Source organism: Pectobacterium brasiliense (assembly GCF_013449685.1).
Taxonomy (GTDB): domain Bacteria; phylum Pseudomonadota; class Gammaproteobacteria; order Enterobacterales; family Enterobacteriaceae; genus Pectobacterium; species Pectobacterium brasiliense_A.
Map to the genome: position 1 here is coordinate 1 of NZ_JACDSF010000100.1, position 1,037 is coordinate 1,037.

Consider the following 1,037-nt stretch of genomic DNA (forward strand, 5'->3'; position numbering starts at 1 on the left):
CGGCTGTTTGCCGGTGAGGCGCGGCGCCTGAACTATTTTCGCTCCTTAACCCGCGAAAATAATTCTGTCCGCTGCCTCATTTTTACGGCCGCATTTCTTCACTCCTTAATCCGCGAAAAATGTGGGGCCTTAAAAACCTGAAAACCGCCACGCCTTAAGCCTGATTCGGCTGAAATATTTTGGCACTATAGGAGACCTGCCAATAAAACTAAGGCAGGGATTAATATTGGCTCTCGCGGATTTCCCTGATGATGTCTGAATAACACTGACGACTTTCTTTAATGCTGGTTTCATCGAGAGTAAAGCCACGCCGGTTAGCTTCTTTTGTCAGCGTTATTCTGTCGGTGGCGTTCAGCGTTTGCAGTAATTGCAATAACCTGCATATAACCCGGTAGTGATAAATTTCATAATAAAGGCCGCATCCGTGCATCGCCTCATTCTCAAGGTGCTCAATAACACAGGCTGCGCTCATGGAATCTCCGCGCTGACGTGTCCAGGGATGCTGAATAAAACCCGGTTTTGTCATGATGACTACCTCGGCTAATTAACCACGCATGCGGCCAAATTTACTGATTATCTGGCTGGTAATTTTCGGGTCTGCCGAGTCACATTCAAGTAAAAATGATTTTCTGGCATCGGCAGTGTGGTCGGGCAGAAAACCGTGTTTGTTCTTTTTGACGATATTAAAGAATGCACGTTCAGCAGAATGGCATTCATTGCCGCCGCCGTTCCCGGTGGCTTTACCGTACATGCATAACACCACTTCACAGGCGTCAGCGGCCATGACGGAGGTGGAATATGACGCCATAATGCAGAGTAATAATGCGGAGGATATTGCTTTTTTCATTTCAGTCACCTTCATATTCAAACGAGTGTTGCGTAATTCGATAAGTTATTTATTGAAGTTCTTTACTGAATACACCTCTCATGCCATTAAGATGAAGGGGTTTAAAATAAATATCACTCATGCGGCGTATGTCACCGTGAATATCAATGCTGACTATCACATCAATGCTCTTAAGCACCTTGCGTAACAG

2 protein-coding genes and 1 pseudogene are annotated in these 1,037 nt (G+C 45.4%); all 3 read right to left on the minus strand.

Annotated elements, in window-relative coordinates; genetic code table 11:
• Positions 1-220: 220 nt before the first annotated feature.
• Positions 221-526 (minus strand): hypothetical protein, encoded by a 306-nt coding sequence (locus tag H0248_RS21350; RefSeq protein WP_180787406.1) that lies wholly within the window; start codon positions 524-526, stop codon positions 221-223.
• An 18-nt stretch (positions 527-544) separates the two neighbouring features.
• Positions 545-847: a TrbM/KikA/MpfK family conjugal transfer protein gene (locus H0248_RS21355; protein ID WP_180787407.1), complete on the minus strand. Its 303-nt coding sequence runs from the start codon at positions 845-847 to the stop codon at positions 545-547.
• A 49-nt stretch (positions 848-896) separates the two neighbouring features.
• Positions 897-1,037 (minus strand): annotated as a pseudogene (locus tag H0248_RS22305) (P-type DNA transfer ATPase VirB11); the annotation flags it as partial.